This window comes from Marinobacter sp. (assembly GCF_040904845.1).
Classification (GTDB): domain Bacteria; phylum Pseudomonadota; class Gammaproteobacteria; order Pseudomonadales; family Oleiphilaceae; genus Marinobacter.
In genome coordinates, this window is the sequence record NZ_JBBDSR010000007.1 from 1 (window position 1) to 18,418 (window position 18,418).

General features: G+C 55.6%; 15 protein-coding genes. 1 reads left to right on the forward strand and 14 read right to left on the reverse strand.

The window, feature by feature from the left end; genetic code table 11:
• Positions 1–75 precede the first annotated feature (75 nt).
• The 10 genes from dmpE to WD429_RS00875 form a co-directional block, all read right to left on the reverse strand.
• Positions 76–858 (reverse strand): 2-oxopent-4-enoate hydratase, encoded by a 783-nt coding sequence (gene dmpE / locus WD429_RS00830; RefSeq protein WP_368420271.1) that lies wholly within the window; start codon positions 856–858, stop codon positions 76–78.
• A 23-nt stretch (positions 859–881) separates the two neighbouring features.
• Positions 882–1,298: a heme-binding protein gene (locus WD429_RS00835; RefSeq protein ID WP_368420272.1), complete on the reverse strand. Its 417-nt coding sequence runs from the start codon at positions 1,296–1,298 to the stop codon at positions 882–884.
• 44 nt (positions 1,299–1,342) lie between these two features.
• Complete coding sequence (locus WD429_RS00840; RefSeq protein WP_368420273.1) at positions 1,343–3,859, reverse strand: RND family transporter; 2,517 nt, start codon at positions 3,857–3,859, stop codon at positions 1,343–1,345.
• 31 nt (positions 3,860–3,890) lie between these two features.
• On the reverse strand, positions 3,891–4,952 hold the full coding sequence (locus WD429_RS00845) for a photosystem II stability/assembly factor-like protein (RefSeq protein WP_368420274.1): 1,062 nt from the start codon (positions 4,950–4,952) through the stop codon (positions 3,891–3,893).
• 70 nt (positions 4,953–5,022) lie between these two features.
• On the reverse strand, positions 5,023–6,396 hold the full coding sequence (locus tag WD429_RS00850) for a DUF1329 domain-containing protein (protein ID WP_368420275.1): 1,374 nt from the start codon (positions 6,394–6,396) through the stop codon (positions 5,023–5,025).
• Between the two features lie 10 nt (positions 6,397–6,406).
• Positions 6,407–8,017 carry a DUF1302 domain-containing protein gene (locus WD429_RS00855; RefSeq protein ID WP_368420276.1) on the reverse strand — a complete coding sequence of 537 codons (1,611 nt, stop codon included), beginning with the start codon at positions 8,015–8,017 and terminating at the stop codon, positions 6,407–6,409.
• A 209-nt stretch (positions 8,018–8,226) separates the two neighbouring features.
• Complete coding sequence (locus WD429_RS00860) at positions 8,227–9,450, reverse strand: acyl-CoA dehydrogenase family protein (protein ID WP_368420277.1); 1,224 nt, start codon at positions 9,448–9,450, stop codon at positions 8,227–8,229.
• 48 nt (positions 9,451–9,498) lie between these two features.
• Positions 9,499–10,023 (reverse strand): flavin reductase family protein, encoded by a 525-nt coding sequence (locus WD429_RS00865; RefSeq protein ID WP_368420278.1) that lies wholly within the window; start codon positions 10,021–10,023, stop codon positions 9,499–9,501.
• Positions 10,024–10,034: 11 nt separating this feature from the next.
• A complete protein-coding gene (locus WD429_RS00870; protein WP_368420279.1) occupies positions 10,035–10,922 on the reverse strand; it encodes an alpha/beta fold hydrolase in 888 nt (295 codons plus the stop codon).
• A 42-nt stretch (positions 10,923–10,964) separates the two neighbouring features.
• The gene (locus WD429_RS00875; RefSeq protein WP_368420280.1) at positions 10,965–11,849 is read right to left on the reverse strand and encodes a VOC family protein; all 885 of its coding nucleotides are present in this window, start codon (positions 11,847–11,849) and stop codon (positions 10,965–10,967) included.
• Positions 11,850–12,225: 376 nt separating this feature from the next.
• On the opposite strand from WD429_RS00875, the gene WD429_RS00880 reads away from it, so the two are divergent.
• Positions 12,226–14,058, forward strand: a complete 1,833-nt coding sequence (locus WD429_RS00880; protein WP_368420281.1) for a sigma 54-interacting transcriptional regulator — start codon at positions 12,226–12,228, stop codon at positions 14,056–14,058.
• Positions 14,059–14,096: 38 nt separating this feature from the next.
• On the opposite strand, the gene WD429_RS00885 is transcribed toward WD429_RS00880, so the two are convergent.
• The 4 genes from WD429_RS00885 to WD429_RS00900 form a co-directional block, all read right to left on the reverse strand.
• Positions 14,097–15,437: an MFS transporter gene (locus WD429_RS00885; protein ID WP_368420282.1), complete on the reverse strand. Its 1,341-nt coding sequence runs from the start codon at positions 15,435–15,437 to the stop codon at positions 14,097–14,099.
• A gap of 111 nt (positions 15,438–15,548) precedes the next feature.
• Entirely contained in the window at positions 15,549–16,124 is a 576-nt protein-coding gene (locus tag WD429_RS00890; protein WP_368420283.1) for a cysteine hydrolase family protein, read from the reverse strand.
• Positions 16,125–16,154: 30 nt separating this feature from the next.
• Complete coding sequence (locus WD429_RS00895) at positions 16,155–16,913, reverse strand: SDR family NAD(P)-dependent oxidoreductase (RefSeq protein WP_368420284.1); 759 nt, start codon at positions 16,911–16,913, stop codon at positions 16,155–16,157.
• A gap of 2 nt (positions 16,914–16,915) precedes the next feature.
• A complete protein-coding gene (locus tag WD429_RS00900) occupies positions 16,916–18,364 on the reverse strand; it encodes an FAD-dependent oxidoreductase (RefSeq protein WP_368420285.1) in 1,449 nt (482 codons plus the stop codon).
• Positions 18,365–18,418 lie beyond the last annotated feature (54 nt).

Genomic DNA, 18,418 nt, shown 5'->3' on the forward strand with positions numbered 1-18,418 from the left:
CGGTGCCAATGTTGCCCGAGCCGATGATCGCGGCTTTGATTTTCTTGCTCATGATTACTTGCCTCTCTTGCAAATTCAGTCAAAACGCACGGAGCAGCTGCCGATACCGGCAAGGGTCATGCGCAGGTTATCCCCGGCTTTCACTGGCACCATGGCGGACAAGGCTCCTGAAAGAATCACTTCTCCCGCTTTCAGGGACATGCCCAGCTCTCCCAACGTATTGGCCAGCCAAGCCACGGCAATGGCAGGTGAACCCATAGTCGCTGCGCCGGCACCGGTGCCGACAACCTGTCCGTTTTTCTCCAGCACCATGCCGGTGGTAAACAGGTCTAAATCACGGTGATCCACCAGACGGTCACCGAGCACAAAGACACCGCAAGAAGCGTTGTCAGCAACGGTGTCCTGTATCTTGATTTTCCAGTCACGGACACGGGAATCGACGATCTCGAAACAGGCCATCACGCCTTCCGTCGCTCTCAGCACGTCGGCAACCGTCACGCCTGGGCCAGCAAGATCACGTTTCAGCACAAAGGCAATCTCGCCCTCGGCCTTGGGCTGAATCAGGCGTGACATAGGGATGCTCTCGCCCTGATTGACCACCATTCGATCCGTAAGCTGACCAAAATCCGGCTGACTAACACCCAGCATGTCCATCACCGCCTGGCTGGTGACTCCGATTTTCTTGCCGATAATCCTTTCACCCTGTTCCAGGCGTCGTTCAATCAGTCGCTGTTGAACGTTGTAGCCATCACTGATCGTCATGTCTGGGTAACGTTCGGTTAAGGGCTCCACCATCTGTCTTTGCACGAGGGCTTCATAAAGCTCGTTACCCAGTGTATTGGTATCCAGTTTTGTCATTTCGGTTCTCCCCTCCCCTGAATTCAGAGTGAGCTCTCAAGCAGTTTGTTGATGGCTGCAAGGCCAGCTTCGGCACATCCGATGTCTTGTTCCTCACTGGCACCAGACACCCCGATAGCCCCAACAATCCGGCCATTGACCCGAATGGGGAAAGCACCGCCCATCGCCACGATGTCCGGGCGTAACAACAGGTGAAGCCTTACCCGCTCGGTCGCACTATCGATCATGTTTCCGAGGGTATTGCTGGGCATTCCGAACGACACCGCCGTGCGGGCCTTGCCCTGTGAAAGCTCAATGCTGCTCCACGGGGTACCGGCGATCCTGGAGAACGAAAGCAGGTGCCCGCCTGCATCCACCACTGAGATGCTGACCTGCAGGTCGCACTTTCCAGCGCACTCTTTCGCAGCGGATACACCCGCTTCTGCGACCGCAAGTTGCATTTCCGCTCCGGTCACTCGGGGGATTGGTGTTGATGGTGCATTCGTCATACCGAGACCTCATGGGATTCTTTGTGTTGGTTTTCGCAATCGTTGGCCAGACTCTTTGGTGTCTTTGCCTGGCTGGTCGCATCCGCTCCGGCTACGCTGCCCTCACCTTCAGGTGGCACGACAAACTTTAGGACAAGCAGGAAGTAGGCAAGTGCCGGCACAAGGATCAGTGCCACCAACATGTTGCAAAGGAACATGAACGTCAGGAGCAGCCCCATGTCAGCCTGGAATTTGATGGGAGACAACGCCCAGGTAACAACCCCGAGCGACAGCGTGATACCGGTAAAGATGACGACGCGGCCGGTAAAATTCAGGGCCTGGAAATACGCCTCGGAAAGCGAGGCCCCGCGTTTAAGCCAGGCTTGCGTTACGCTGAGTATGTACAGCGCATAATCCACACCAATACCGACACCCAGCGCAACGACAGGTAGGGTCGCCACTTTTAACCCCATCCCAAGCTTCACCATCAGAGCTTCCGCCAGAATGGATGTCAGCATCAGCGGCAGGATGGCACAAACGGTTGCCCGCCAGGAGCGGAAAGCAATCAGGCACAGCAGGGCCACAGCGATATACACGCCGATCAGCATCTGAGTGTTGGCACGCTTGACCACAATATTGGTGGCAGCCTCGATACCTGAGTTCCCAGCTGCCAGTTCAAACCGAACCTCATCGGTGTTGTACAGGGCGGCCACGTCCTGCGCTTCCTCAACCACAGAGGTCAGCGTTTCAGCTTTATGATCATTCAGGTAGGCATAAACCTTCAGCAAGTCGCAGGTAGAATTAAACAACTCCCGCGGCGAACGATTGGCCGCTGCGTTGATCATCGCCTGATTGGGAAGCAGCTCGTTCCAGAGCAGGCTGCCCTCATTCATTCCCACATTGATTCGCCGCGCCAGGCTGGCGAGTGAGCGCGTGCTATCGACTCCGGCAAGCTGAGTAAGTCGCCATTCCAACTCTTCCACCTTGCGCAGAGTCTGGTAGTTCACACATTCTCCGGGCGGCGTTTCTACCATCACTACGAAAATGTCGCTGCTGGCATCGTAGGCACTGTTAATGAAGGCATTGTCCTGATTGTAGCGGGAGTCTGATCGAAGCTCGGGGGCTCCTGCATCCAGGTCCCCCACCTTCAGGTCTTTACTCACCGTAAACGCCCACCCGGCCAGTGCCACCGCTGCTATCAATGCAACGCTGGCATAGCGGCGAGTGGTGAATTTATCCAGTGCACGTATGATTTTCAGGAATAGAGTGCGCCGGTTGGTGCGGTCGTGAGCCTCATGCTCCATGTTCAGTTTTCGTTCAGCGGCCTTTGGAGAAACGCCAAAAAAGGACAGAATGACCGGCAGCAAGGCCAGGTTGGTAAAGATCAACAGGCCAACACCAATACTGCAGATGATGGCAAGCTCTTGAATCACGGGAATATCAACAATTGTCAGTACTGCAAAGCCCACTACGTCAGCGAGCAACGCGGTCATTCCCGCAGCAAACAGGCGCCGAAAGGTGTAACGCGCGGCAATCAGCCTGTGCGTGCCGCGACCGATATCCTGCATGATGCCGTTCATCTTCTGGGCACCGTGGCTGACACCAATGGCGTATACGAGAAACGGAACGAGGATCGAGTAGGGATTTAGCTCATAGCCCAGTAACGGCAGTATGCCCAGCAACCAGACCACCCCGATAAGCGTGCAGCCCTGAACAACGAGAGTGCTCCGTACGCAGCGGGTAAAGTAGAAGAGCACGACCGTCGTGATCGCAACTGCCAGCAGGAAGAAAACCAGCATCGCTTCCAGGCCAGAGATAAGATCCCCCATGACCTTGGCAAAGCCGGTAATGTGAATGCTGACCCCTTGCTCAGAGTATTTGTCCCTTATACGTTCCAGGTCGTCAGACAATACCTTGTAGTCCAGCGGCTCGCCGGTTTTCGGGTTGGTATCAAGCAGCGGCACATAGACGATACTGGATTGAAAGTCCTGCGAGACCAGCTGCCCGATCTCCCCGGAGCGCATGATGTTGTCCCGGAGTTGCTGCAGATCGGAGTCGCTGCCGGAAAAGCCGTCCGGAATCACCGTTCCGCCGTCGAACCCTACTTCAGTGACACCCTGCCACCGGGTCAGCGGGGTCCACAGGGACTTCATGAATGCACGGTCAACCCCGGGTAAGAGGTAAACTTCATCATTGATCTGGCGGAGGGTTTCCATATAGTCGGCTGAAAAAATCCGACTGTTATCTTCCGTGACGACGGCGATGCGGATCGCGTTTCCTGACCCTGTCAGATCACTTTCATGCTCGAAATACTTCATGATGAAAGGATGACTGGCCGGAATGGTTTTCAGGAAGCTGGCATTCAGCTTGCTATCCATCGCGGACACGCCAAAAAATGCGGTCAGCAACAGGCAGACACCCACCACCCAGGCTCGATAGTTAAAGAGCAGGCGCTCTACCCGGTTACCGGACTGAGTATTGAAATCTTCAAGCGAAGAAATCGATTCAAAGCCATCGTTACTTTTGATACCCATATTCCAGAGCCTTTTCTACAGTTGGTTCGGTTCAGTTGAGCTGGAAAGAACTGAAGCGCAAAAAACCCCGCGCGCCTGTGGCCAGCACATCCCCGTTGTTCAGTTGCAACAGGTCAGTCACGGCAAAGGAACGATCGCCAAAGACCGGATTAAAGGAGTGGCCATTGTCGCGACTCACCCACCCACTTCCGGAGTTGTCCACCAGCAGAAGGTTGCCATTAGCCAAGCCGGTACCGGCAGTGAGACTCCGGTTTGTATCAAGCTCCGCTTCCCGCCAGGACTCACCACCATCACCTGACCAATAGGCATGACCACGAAGGCCGTAGGCGACCAGCCCTCCACTTCCGGCATCCATGAGCCCGAAAAAAGTACCGTCATAGGGGGATGGCAGTTGCTGAAAACCACTCATATTTGCGCTGGTTTCAAAAAGCGCACCCCGCTCGCCAGCCATGACCAGCCCCTTGCCGGCGGGCACAATGCCGTACACATGCATCTGCCCCGTGCCTTCAAACACATCAACAGATGGCTCCCAGTTGCCACCACCATCCGTTGTGGTGAAAGCAAAGCCGAACGCCCCGACTACAGCTGCCTGCTTTTCGCCCAGGCAGCGGACTTCCAGAAAAGGTTTGTCGGCACCATCCTCAACCATCATCTCGCCGTAGAATGCATCGTCTGATTTTGTCTTCTTCAGCGCCTCGTGGACGTCGTTGGCAGCTTTAAAGCCGTCGTATTGCAGCTCCCAGTTTTCCCCTCCATCGCCTGTTCTGAGAATGGCACCTCGGTGGCCAACGGCCCAACCGTCACGGGCGTTGTTGAAACAGACCCCTGTCAGAGTGACGGAAACAGGCACATGCTCAGCCTGCCGCCAGCTTTCGCCTTCATCGTCAGACAGCACTACATGTCCTTTAACACCCACTGCCACCAACCGGTCTCCCGCGAAGTTTATGGCAGACAACATCGACGAACGGGCCAGTTCAGATTCAACTGCGCCCTGGTTCAGCGTGTCTGGCGCATCGTTGGCCAATGCCGGAAAACTGACCAGAAGCGCAACGCCTGCCAGGCAGTTCCTGGTTTTCAACGTCAGATAGTTCATAGGAAATACCCTAAGCAATCGAAAAGACCCGGCACGGAACGAATCCGTGCCGGGAGCCGCAAGGGGTGTCTTAGCGGCCACTCATGCGCAACAACGACTGCGGAGAAAAGAAGCTCTCGGATCGAGGCTCAATGATTCGATACTGCTCCCCGGCAACATCACCCAGAGCACAGTTATAGACCCAGTCTCCGGTGCGGTGATCATGGAAGAACCCGGTGCAGTAATTCACTGTGGCGGGGATATCCGGTGCAGCGAACGGGGTACTCAGCGACGTGCGCCAGAGGTTGCCATCGGCATCCCAGCCATCAAGAATGGCGGTACCCCAGTTGTCCTCGTTGTAGTAGAACTTACGCTTGGGCACAGCGTGACGGCTGCCGTCTTTCAACGTGGCTTCCACTTCCCAGACCCGATGCAGTTCCCAGCGCATGTAATCCGGGTTCACGTGATGCTCGCCCTGAACAGTTTCATCGCCGTTCGCCAACAGTGCGTTGTTGTTGTAGGGGATAATCATTTCCCGCTTGCCAATCAGCTCCCAGTTGAAACGTTCTGGTGAGCCGACGCCACCGAAGGTTTCATCCACGAAGTTCACACCGGAAGCCACAACGTTAGGAGTATCGAAGTTGATGCTGGGTGCCTGGCGTACCCGACGCTGTCCTGCCAGATATTGCCAGAGGGTACGCCCAGCATCGTGGTCCAATACGTTGTGGACCATCAAGGCTTCGCCCGCGCGGAACGCCGGTTGATAAGCCAGCTGGATCGCGAGCATATACTTGGCGTTAGGTGCTGACTCGTAGGAATCCTTCTCGTAGTAGAACGGATACTGACCAATATCTTCCGCTGATGTCGCCAAGTTTCGTGAACCACTGGCTGTTGTTGTCCACACTTTGTAGTTGGTTTCCGTCGCCACGCCGCGCCACAGAGTCAGGTGATTCCACTGAACCTCCAGTCCATTTTTCGGAATCGGGAACGGCACACCACCGTAGGCACCCTCTACTGTCAGCCCATCATTCGTCAGGCGGGCGCGAGTCGCGTTTTCACGGGTGTTGTCATAGATGTACTGCGGCGCCGCCGCTGTCCGGCGGGTGGGGTACACGTCGATCCTGAATGTATCCGGATGATCCTTGAAAAGCTGGATCACGCCATCCGCCAGCTTGTCCCGATATTCATCGAGGTTGTCTGCAGTAATAGTGTATAGCGGCTCGTCATCGGCGAACGGATCAACGCTACGATCACCCTGCTTGAAGCCAGCAGGCACATCAGTAAAGCCGCCATCCCAAGCCGGGATAGTACCGTCCGCATTGCCGGCACGAGTCGCGCCCATTGGCGTCAGCTCGTTGCCCAGTTTTGCAGCTTCTTCTTCGGAAACTGCGGCGTTGGCTGTGATTGCCGCTGATGACAGCAGTGCAACCGAGATAGCCAGATGTCTGATTTTATTTTTGTACATAGTCAGCACCTCAGAATGTGTAGGAAGCGTTCATTGAAATGAAGTCACGATCAGCGTTGGTCTGCTGATAGGTTTTAATGCCGCCGATATTGACCGGTGCGCCTTGGCCGTAATATCCGTTGTAGGAGAGCTTCACGTTCAGGCGCTTGCGATAGTCAAAGGCAAGTCCGATGTTGTAATCACCACCTTTCTCCTGACTGAAGCCGCCCACGGCCCGTGATCGGCCATCTATGCCGTAGCTGGCCCCCATGGGAACGCTCATATCAACATTGTCCATAACGCGGAAAACGTTAGGCGTGAATGCCAGCCTCAGAGCCGTGGCATCGCGGGTATTATTGGGATCCACGGCCCCCGGATTCTTGTCAACGCTCAGGGCGCGGTTCCAGGCCAGCTCGCCAAGGAAAGTCGCGCTATCCCACAGCGCGCTACCCGGCATGACCCGGATAAAGTTAACCTGGGCATGGGCTGTCTTGCCGACGGCATATAATGGGTTGGAGTCGTTATTACCCTCAGGAGCACCCGCAAATGCAGGGTCAGTGACCGTAACGCTGACTAATGGCGCGTTGTGTCGAACGGAGGCCTCAAAGCCGACGTTTGCATCGCCGACACCGGTGTTCACACTGAAGCCATACACCTCGATGTCTTCCGGGAACAACAGCATGTGTTCACCCAGCGGAGGCACCGTGGCCGGGTCCATAGGGTTATTGAGAAGGCGAGTCTGAACCTGGAAGTTCTTATCGTGGTAGTTTGCCGCATAGAGACCAAAGTCGGTCTGCAGTTCGGGTGACCAGTAGTTCATTTTCAGGCCGAACTGTCCGGAATCGCTCGCCTCATAGTCATCACCACGAGTGAAAAGCGGAAGGGGGCCGGCCGGGGTTGGCTGAATAATGGATTCGCCGCCGGCATCCAGCAGATCCGCCGGGCTGAAGTAACTTCCGGCGGAAGGAATGCGTGTGCGCTCCCATTCGAACTGGTAGTAGCCACCAACCGAAAAGTTCGGTGCCAGTTGAAAATCAGCGGACACCTGGTTGACCGGCAGTGCGACTTCTTTGAACTGAGAGTTGGGTACGCTTAGTGCGCGAATAGCATCGATTGGCTGCTGAGCCGCGGCAACACCATTGTTGCCATAGAAAAGGCTTTCACCATAGACCACGGAATGCTGACCAAGTCGAACGGCACCCCACATGGTATCGGTGATATTGAAATCGCCGTATACGAAGGCATCACGTATTTCCGCATCCTTACCATGCAATTCACGGGTGTCCTCGGTGAACCGGTTGTGAGGAACGCTCAAGCTGTTATTGGTATCCGGAGAGTCGTTGTCATTGGACTGGTTATAGATATCGTCATACCAGGCAGCAGCAGAAACACGCACGCCTGTCCCTTTGTAATCGGCATCAAACTCAGTGAACACATCAACACGATTGGAGATCAGGCCTGGATCGAAATTCCTGTCACCATCATCCAGGTTCGGGTCCGCAATCAGTTGGTCTTCCTGATCCTTCACACGAAAAGCCGCGGTGTACTTAAGGTTGGTGTCCCAGCGCACGCTTAGGTCCCGGTTGCCGGTATCAAACTGGAACGCATGGGCTGACATGGATGCCGCTGAACACACTGCCATCACCAATACAGATTTCCTGAATCGCTTGGCAGACTGTGCCTTTAACCGACAATTATTGAACTTGTGGTCGATCATCGTAATACCTCATTGGCTCGGTTTCGCCATTGTTGTTGTAAAGCCCGGTGCCCGAAACACCGGACTCTGGGTGACAGCCGTGGCGCGTACCCACCCGGCTGTTATCTCTGGCTAGACGGGACCTCCGCCCGTGCCTATGCCTGGTCTTCAATCGATACCGGGTCGAGCCCAAACACCATCGGCGGAATTTCCTGCCCCAGCAGGTAGCCACCAAGCATTCCCGCGGTGTCGTCTGCGTTCTGGGTAATGTGATTGGACGCCGCGATGACATCCCGCAGAATTCTCTGCATCGGGTTCTCGAGGAAGATGCCTCTGGCCGAGGTAGCCTTGAACAGAAGCAGAACTGCTTCCTCGCACTCGCGACCTACCCGTGCAATATCCAGCATGTGATGCACGCGCTCGTGATTGGGAACCAGCTCTCCCCGATCCACGTACTCGTGGCTGTCCTGAATCATCTGCAGCAGGCGGGCACGGGCAGTGCGCACACGTACGACAGCATTACCGAGGCGATCCTTGACGTAGGGGCTTAGCGCGGCAGCGCCATCTCCGGTGGTGTTCTGGCGAACCTTCATCTGCTCGATGTACTCATCGATACCGCCCTGGGCCATACCCACAATGACGGCGGAAACAGCAGCAAAGAACACCTGATTGAAGGGGAACAGGAAGTTGGCCGGGCGATCGGAATGCTGGTAGTCGATCAGACTGTGCATTCGGTGATAGGGAACAAAGGCGTCCGTCACAATGAGACTCTTGGAGCCCGTCCCGGCCAGGCCGAAGGTGTGCCAGTCGTCCAGGATTTCGTAGTTTTCTCTGGAAACCAGGAAAGAGCAGCGATCAACAGGCTTGCCATCTTTGTCCTTGCGCATTCCGCCCAGAAAAGCCCAACTGCCATGATCACAACCGGAAGAGGTTCTCCAGCGGCCATTCAGTAAATAGCCACCCTCGACTTCTTCCACTTTTCCGAACGGAGGATAGGAAGAAGCGACGAGCACTGAGTCATCCTTCCCCCAGACATCCTGACCAGCCTGAGGATCCAAACCACCAAATTCCCACTGGTGAATACCGAGGATCATCATGTTCCAGGCGCTGTTTGGGCAGCCCCGACCCAGCTCCATCAGCACCTTGTAAAAAACGGACGGGCTCATTTGCCAGCCGCCGAACTGAGCTGGCTGCAGGATTTTGAAAAAACCGGAATTCACGAAGGCTTCAATCGTTTCCGCCGGTACCATGCGGGCCTTTTCAACGTCAGCGGCTTTTTCCTTGAGCATCGGAATCAATGCCCGCGCTCGCTCTACCAACTCCGCTTCTGTCGGCGCGGACTGGGTCACTTGTGTATTGGCTTTCACTGCCGTATTCATATCAATTTCCTCACGTTGTTTTTGTCCTGGACAAGCTGAATTTTTGTCTCAGCCAAGAGCCGAGAAACTTCCGTTGAAATAGATCAGGGGATCCTCATTGGTCATCTGCCCGGCTATACCGACGACTTCGCAGACAAACATGTCGTGGGTGTTCGCGGGGATGGCCTCGACGACCCGGCATTCGAAACTGACAAGGGCATCGGTCAGGACCGGCGCACCCAACAACCCACGCTCCCAGGTGCCTTCCTCTTGAAATCGCGCTTCGCCGGCCACGCCTTCAACCATGCCGGCAAAGCGCTTGGCGATGATTTCCTGCTGCTGACCCAGCACATTGATGCTGATCGCGCCGCTGCGGGTAATAAGGCCGTGGGCATAAACGTCCTTGTTGACACAGGCCAACAACCGGGGTGGTTCCGCTGAGATGGAACAGACCGCAGTGGCCGTTAGCCCGGCTCGCTGGCCGTCTGCACTTCCTGCAATCACCACACAGGCACCGGCCAGGTTGCGCATGCCGTCACAGAAATCGGCTTTGCTGACAGGGGGAACAATCCGTGTTGCGTTACTTACAGACATTGAGTGGTACATCATTGAGGAACCCTCCCGTCTTTCAGAAAGCCGAGCACAACTTCATTGAACTCTTCCGGGCTTTCGTACTGCGGCCAGTGCCCGGCCGGCTTTTTCATCACGTAGAGCTGCCCTTTGCTGAGACGCGGCAATGCTGACTCGGCGGCCTCAATATCGTGAATCGGGTTGTTGGTGGTCCAGAACAGGAGGGCATCACACTCGACTTTTTCGAGATCGATCATGTCGGGTTTTGCCCCTTCCTGATTGACCCGGCGCAGGCGGGAATAGACCAGTGGCGCGCTCTTCTGGAACTCTTCGGTGGCGTAAATGGCAAGGCGGCTGTTCACCAACTCGTCGGTCAGCAGATCCCAATTGCCCTCGTGCAATAGCCATTTCATGCGGTCCATTACCGAATCAAAGGTTGGCTGTTTGCCGGAACTCTTGGCTGAAAGCTCACCCAGATTCTTCAGGTCCTGGCGGCCTTTCTCCGTCACGATCGGAATGCCACCGGTGGTATTCAGAACCGCGCGCTTGATACGGGCCGGATAGGTGGTGGCGAACGTGCCTGTCACCACCCCGCCCAGTGATTCACCAGAAATGTGGGCCGCATCGATACCGAGCGCATCCATCAATTCGCGGAGCTGGTCGACGTAATCGGCGATCTCGTACGAAATGTCCATCCGCTTCTCGGAAAGACCATGACCAACGTAATCAAAAGCAATCACGTGGTAATGTTTGCCAAGAGCCACAACGTTCTTTGCGTAGGCTTCGAGGTGACCACCAATCCCGTGCATCAGGATCAGCGCTTCAGAATTGCCCTTACCCGCTTCGGCAATCCGTGTTTTTCCAAAAGTAGGCAGATCGACATAGCGAATCTCTGCGCCCATGAAATCAAGCCAAAGGCTCATAACGGTCTCCTTCTGAATCATTCCGCGCGCGTCACAAGCAACCTAGTGACGCTTGTGGCCCCAATCGCTCATCTGGCTGTAGGACTTCACTTCCCAGGTGTTGTCATCAATCACGATGGCACCCCAGCCAATTTCAAAGTTGAAACCGGAGGGTGTTTGCGCGTAGAAGGAGAAAACCTTGTCGTTGGGGTGGTGGCCCAGCTCAAGGGCCACCGGAATGCCGGCTTTGGCCACACGGTCGTAGGCAAGACCCACATCATCGATATCCGCCACTTCCAGCATGAAGTGGTTTAGCGTCCGCGGGTAGTCGGGAACTTCCGCCGTGGCAATGGAATGATGGCGCCCGGTTTTGGTGTGGAAAAAGGAAGCATCAACAACCATTCCCGGAGCAACTTCCTCGCGGATATAGTCACTGAGGCGAAACTTCAGAATGTTCTCGTAGAAACCGAGTGTTTCTTCTCGGTTCTTACAGAAAGGAAGGATATGTCCGATACCCAGCTCACCGGTTACAAACCCACTCTTGAGAACCTTGGAGCGAAAACGATCCGCTAGCTGCGCAACTCCGTGACCAAAGAAAAATTCGTGGTCATAGCCGTTCGGATCACGAACGGCATAGGCTTTTTCGACATGGCGCAAGGCACGCTCATCATCAGTCAGCTCCCGGACTTCAACGTCCTTGCCACGAATCTCCGCGACATAGTCTTCCAGTTCACTGGCTGAATTGAACTCCCAACCGGCAAACATGATGTCATCCCTGCCATTCTCAATAAGCAGGAAACGCTGAAGATACTCATCCATCCGCAGCTTCATGACGTCTCCGTCTCGGCTGCCAACCTGCATGCCGAGAATGTCTGCTGCGAAGGTTTGCCATTCGTCCAGGCTGCTGACTCCCAGCCCGATATAACCCAAAGAAGATATTTCTGCCATTGCAGTGCCTCCTGTTGTTTTTGTTCCCGGGCCGATGGGCATGACCAGCTCCGGATAAACTCCTGATAAATACAGGTATGCTTGTAGAAGGGCAGTGCAGCTGGCATGCCAGATCCGTAAAAACGCCTAGCTAGACGCGCAGGCAACTGTTTTTAAAGGGCATAAAAAGAATTCAGGGCGGGGACTAGCTGGTGAACGGGTCAGACAGGAAGTTCATCAAATTCAGACATTTCATCAATTCAGTGAAGATAATCCTGAACTTCCTGTCTGTAACTCGACTGAAAGAATAATGACGCCTTGCCACCAGACCCCTTATGATGGGATGGAAGCCTGGAATGACCGACCAAGCACAAAATTACGTTAAGCGGGTGATGTTATGGCTGCTGTAAAAGCCAGCGATCTGACACAAGGGAGCAAAAACCTAAGGGATATTATTACCGACCTACGATTCCCGGACATGAAAGATCTGGCCAGCATGCTGTACTTTCGTCCCGAGGAGGGCCAGATCTGGCTGGGCGACAAACGCATGCTGCTCCTGCACGCTGAGGCCGTGGGAGCCCTTCGCCAAGAGCTGATTGACTCCCTGGGTATCGAGTTTACCCGCGGGCTATTGACCCGTGCCGGCTACCTGTCCGGCATGAGGGACGCCGAACTGGCGATGAAGGCCCGTCGCGATGAGAGTCAACTCGACATGCTGGCAGCCGGCGCACAGCTACACGCGTTGTCCGGTATGGTGCAGGTCGAACCTGTCAGGATTGAAGCAGACCAGGAACGGGGTTACCTCTACGGTGAGTTTCTCTGGAAGCACTCGATAGAAGGCGATATGCACATGTCGTCTTCCGGTAGTGCCAATGAGCCCGTGTGCTGGATGGAAATCGGTTATAGCTCAGGATTTCTTACCCGACTGATGGGCAAGCGCATCATCGTTCGCGAGGTCGAATGTGTTGCAGCCGGCGACAACGTCTGCAGGGCGGTTGCCAGGCCTGTTGAAGACTGGGATGACATTGAGGACGACCTCAAACATTTCCAGCCCCAGTCAGCAGATCACCGCCAGGTAACGCCTGTCTACACCAAGCCAAAGCAGGCCGTTTCGCCGAAACCCACGCCATTTGGCCTCAAGGCTGAGAGCGAGAGCAAAACGCCTCTGGACAGACCGATTGGGGGCTCAGCGGCTTACCATTCTTCCCTGCACAAAATCCTGCGTGTCGCACCGACCAATGCAACGGTGCTGCTGCTGGGTGAGAGCGGTGTTGGCAAGACCATGTTTTCCCACGAAATTCACGCTAACAGCCGCCAGGTAAATGGCCCCTTTGTCGAGGTCAACTGTGCGGCAATTCCGGACCAACTGATCGAATCAGAGCTGTTCGGTGTTCACCGGGGTGCCTATTCCGGTGCCTCTGAGTCACGCCCTGGCCGATTTGAAGCTGCTGATGGCGGAACGATGTTCCTGGATGAAATTGCCACACTCAGTATGACGGCACAAAGCAAATTGCTGAGGGTGTTGCAGAGTGGTGAGCTGGAAAGACTGGGCAGCAACAAAACGGTGAAGGTTAACGTTCGCCTGGTAGCGGCTACCAACGAGGATCTCAGGCAGGCCGTCAAAGATGGCCGATTCCGCAGCGACCTCTATTACCGGATCAACGTTTTCCCGGTCACCATTGCCCCTTTGCGGGACCGGAAGGACGATCTGCCAGTGTTACTGGAAAGCATCCTGACCAAACTGTGCAACCTCCATGGCCGCAGCCTGAGCGGCACCACTCCAAAAGCGCTGCAAAAAATCCTGGATCACGACTGGCCTGGTAACATCCGTGAATTCGAGAACGTCATCGAGCGCGGCGTGATCATGGCAGACGACAATGAACCCCTGGACGAACGCCACCTTTCCGGCCTGGGGGATCTTGAAGACAACCGTCCACAGGGAACGGTGAGCTGGGATATTGGCCCCGGCATTGGCATCAAGTTGCCCACGAATCAGGAAGGCCCGTCGCCGGAGGGCGAGCAACCGGAGCAACCCATGGAAGCTCGGCTCTCGAACGTCGCCGGCCCGATTCTCGCGGAAGGCGGTTTCAGCCTGGCCCGCGCCGAAGTCATCTTCGTTGAGAAAGCTCTGGAAATGACGGGAGGGAACATATCGAAAGCGGCCACGTTGCTGGGCCTGACAAGAGCGCAACTGGATTACCGGCTGAAGAAGCTCTCAGCGGACAAGTAACCTACGCAGAACACGCCACGGATGGCTCCTCATTGTCACTACCCCAGTTTTCGCGCCATCACTGCAGCGCTGCCAAAAAGCACTGCCAGTACGGCAAACAGCCAACCATAGATATCCTCATGATTATCCGGAGAAACATCAAAACCAACGGATATCCAGGAAACCCCAAGACCAAGAACGACGATGCCCAGTGCACCACCGCCCTGACGCAGGAAAGTAGTCATTGAAGTTGCCTGGCGCAATTCCTCGGGGCCTACCGAGCGCGCCATGGCCGAGTACAGGCTGGGAATGATGCTACCCAGACCCACTCGGCTCAAGGCAATAGCGACCGCCAGCACGACCAGATTCTCCGACAGCGTAAACAGCACACAGGAAAGGGTAAAACTCATCATGCCCAGAACCAGAATATGTCTGGGCGAAAAAACATCCACCAGACGACCTGAGATGACAATACTGGCAGCCAGAAAAATACCGCCGATCAGCAGGAAATTGCCCGTCATAGCCGCGGAGACGCCAAGCCCGTCCTGCAGCAACAGGGGGATCAGAAATATAGACCCATACATGCCGGTACCATAGGCCATAGTGATGAGAGCGGCACGCCGGAACGCCGGCTGCAAGAAAAGATCGGTGGGAATCAGTGCATCAGGGCGAGACTTCTGGGTTGACCAGAATAAGGTTAGACCGACCACCCAGACCAATGAATGGACAATGCCCGCCCAAGGCGAAACGGCCCAGGAAAACGGCCACAGAAAGACCGCCACAACAAGCACAGCGAGAGCCCTAAGCCCCCGCCAGTCAAAATCTGTAATTTTGCGGGATTCCGCAGGTGTCTGGGCTGGCTTGGCGCTAACTTGAACCATCAGGGCCGCGATCAATGCCGGCACCACACCGAGGGCAAAAACAAACTGCCAACCGGCATGATCGACCACCCAGCCCGCAATGGCAGGCCCCATGGCGGGTGCCATCACCACACCCAGCCCAAACATGGAAAGCGCCCGGCCGTGGCGGGCCGCTGGCGTGCATTCCAGCAACAAAAACATGGAAAGCGGCTGGGCAATTCCGGCGCACATACCCTGGAATACCCGCACAAGCAAAAGAAGGGTAAAACCTTCGAGGAAAAGACCTAGCAGTGAGGCAATGACATAAACAACGAGGACACCCAAAAAAACCCGCCAGGGGCCGAATCGATCGGCAACCCAAGCGGAAATGGGAGCAACAACAACAGTCAGGCCGAGAAAAACCGATGAAAACAACTGCGCAACCTGGGGGCCCAAGTCCAGATCTTTCATCATCGGGGTTATGGCAACATTGATGGTGGTTGCTGACATGACCACCGAGAAACATCCCAAGGTGAGCGCAGCGGTCAGCCAGCTGGTCATGGTTTTCTGTGTACTGACATCAGCCTCCACATGCTCCATCCGGCCATCACCACAATCAGATTACAGATCAAAAAACGGACGCCCCAAGGGGGCATAGGGCGTCCGGAACGATCACTCGAACGCAGATTCTGAGTTCGCGACCGTGCAAAAACGCCCAATACTGCCCACGGAGTTTTCGTGTTCCTGTGCCGACGGGCAGGCACAGCAATCTTCCAGCAGAACCACATCGAAATCCCGATCATGGCCGTCACGCACGGCGGCCTGAACCACGGCCTGTGTGCTGACACCGCTGCAATAGATACGCTCGACCCCTTCCTTTTTCAGCAATACTTCAAGCTGAGTTGCGTAGAAAGGCGATACCCGGGGCTTGACGATATCCCACTCGTCTTCCTTCGGTGCCAGCGCGTCATGCACCTGGCCACCCCAGGCATTCATTTTCAGAATGCCGTTCTTGGCGATAGGACCGAACACCTGGGAGCTGGTGTTGGCCTCGCGATGATCATCGGAGAAAGCAACACGCACATAGGCAACGGGGATGCCCTTGCTGCGCGCCGTTTCAATAGCCTTGGCCGTGCGATTGATCACGTCGCGGGACTGGATCTGATCCTGCAAGGGGGTTTTCCCGCTGGCACCTTCCGGATGAACCAGGTCGTTTTGCATATCCATAACCAGATAAATACTTCTCATAATTTTCACCTCTTGATGGTTTTTCGGGGTTCAGTCACACCAAAGCGCGCCATTGATATCCAAGGTCTCTCCAGTGATAAACCGTGATTTGTCAGAAAGCAGAAAACTGATGGCATGGGCGACCTCATCGGCCTGTCCCATGCGTCCCAGGGGAATCAGGTTACGAAGCGTTTCCGGGAAGCTGGTGGTCATGTCGGTCGCGATCGGACCGGGTGCCACCGCATTAACTCTCACGTTCCTCGGTGCCAACTCCTTGGCCAGAAACCCGGTCATGGTGTGAACGGCGGCCTTGCTCATGCCGTAAGCTACATTGCCTGCCCGGTCGAGCTCTTTGGTGTCGACCCAGGCCCTGGCGTTGCCGGAATTCTTTCCGACCACCGAGCCGAGGTTCACTATGGCACCATAGCGATTCTTCGCCATGCGACGCCCCACGACCTGGCAGGGTATGAAGCTGCCGAACACGTTGATGCGCATCACTCGTTCCATTTCTTTCACGGACAAGTCCAGCGCACTGCCTGCGGAGACCACACCGGCAACATTGACCAGGGCTGAAACGGGGTTCCCCGCATCGGCCTCTATGCGGTCCACCAGAAGGTTCACCGCATGTTCATCGGTCATGTCGCAACAATGGTAGGAAACCGCACCCGGCAATGTTGACGGTGCCTGCGCACGTAAATCCGCGCCAAAAACCCGATACCCTTCATCCAGCAACTGCTGACAGGTTGCCGTTCCGATAGAGCCGCCGGCTCCGGTCACCAGCGCAACTTTTGGCCTTGAAATCTTAGCCATGCCTATACCTCCAGCCCGGCGGCGGTTCGGCCCGCTATGCGTCCAAATGTCAGACCACGAAGAACCGATGTACCACCGCAATAGTTGCGGTAGTACATGCCCACGGTTTCCCCGGCAGCGTAGAGCCCCTTGATGGGGTCACCGTCAATATTGATCACGCGGGCACCCTCATCAATTTTCAGCCCGCCAAATGTGAAGACGTTTGCCGAAATCATCGGGTAGGCCATGAACGGACCTTTATCGATTGGTAGCGCCCAGTTGCTCTTTGCAGGCCTGAGGTTTTCAGTGCAAACGCCATCCACTTCCAGGGGTTTGTACTCGCCACCCTTACACGCTGCGTTGTAACGCTCCACGGATTGAACGAAGTCATCGACCGGCAACTCCAGTTTCTCGGCCAGCCCTTCAATCGTCGATGCTTCGATGGCAGGCTGATCGGTGCGGATGCCCAGACGATAGTTGGGAATGTCCTTCACCTTCTGATCGAGAACGCAGTAGGCAATGCCATCTGTCTGGCCGTAGACCTTGCGGGTAATTCGCTCATACCAGGCATCGACTGTTCCGGGCGCTTCATCGGTAAAGCGTTTGCCTTCCTTGTTCACCAGAATCCCGTACGGGAAGATAAAGATGGAGGGCTCAGAGATACCCGAGCGCGGGTCCACCGGTTCGGCATGGTAGTTTCCATACTCACCTCCGGCTGCGGCACCCACATCCAGGGACATCTGAATGCCTTCACCCCGGTTGTAATAGCCACCCTTGCAGACTGGCCTCAGGTACGCCGCGCGGTGTCCCAGGTAACGGGTCATCATCTCGCTGTTGCCTTCAAAGCCGCCAGAGGCAACCACCACTTCACCTTCAAACTCAATGCCGCCTTTCACCCGCGAGTGAGCCTTCAGGCCAATCACTTGATTGGCCTGGTTGACCCGCAACTCGCGACCGGAGGTTTCGTAAAAGAAGGTCGCACCGAGGCTTTCGGCTTTGGCCGCCAGTGTTTCCACAATCGCTTCGCCACCGCCGACAGGTAATAGCCGGGGCTGGGTACTGGTCAGGAACTGGGTCGGAAGAAAGTCAAACTTGACGCCATTCTCCTGCAGCCACTTGATAGTGGTCGGAACACCCTCGGAGAAGGCGCTGATGATGCTGGCATCCACCGACGGCAATGCCCTGGCCTGGGCTGACCAGTGCTGGCGCTCCGACAGCGATTCGGCAACATAGTCCGGATCCTGATAAAAACCGGAGTTCTCCGCGAGGAAGTCCTCGAAGTCATCCGTCACGGCCGTTTCGCTCTGCATGCGAAGATAGGCTTCGGTAAATCGGCTCTGGCCACCCCGCTCATCACGGGTTGCCCTTTCCAGTACCGCAACACTCAAACAATTTTCCGCTGCGGAAACCGCAGCAGACAGGCCTGCTACGCCACACCCGACGACGATCAGATCGAACTTTAAATTTGTCATGTTTGTGCCTCCCTGAATTGTTGCTACTATAAGTCCGCCCCATCGGGGGTTCGA